Raw genomic sequence first — 437 nt, 5'->3', positions numbered from 1 at the left:
CAACGGCGAATAACGGAAAATGCGCTTGATCAGCCAGGCAAACAATACCGCCACCATCGTCACAGGCAATCCCTAAATACCGACCAAGTGCGTCAGCCCCAAAGGCCGGAATGCCTGCCACAAAGGCGGCCGCAATGCCGATTGCTCACCAATACTCAAAGCACGCATCAACCCTATGCCGTCTGAAAACTCAGGATATTTATCCTCTATTCTCTGCCAACTTCGGCTTACCGCATCACGCATATTAGCCAAACCGAAACCGCCGCCTTGACGCACGAGTTTCCTGTCGCGCCCCAAAGTACCCATGCCGTCGAGACCATTGGCCAAAGCCCATGTTTCACGGTTCAAACCGCGCACATTCACTTCACCGATCACCGGCTTTACCCGCGCCGATACAGACCACCGACTGCCCACCGTCCAATCGCGCCGCTGATAAT

At 54.9% G+C, this 437-nt stretch carries 1 pseudogene; it reads right to left on the bottom strand.

The features are described 5' to 3' along the window. Positions 1 to 437, bottom strand: a pseudogene (locus ACTHUM_RS19930) (ComEC/Rec2 family competence protein); the annotation flags it as partial.

It is taken from the genome of Neisseria sp. P0021.S006, assembly GCF_051956895.1.
Note: the sequence above shows the minus strand (reverse complement) of the source record. Positions and strands in the feature narration are given on the sequence as shown.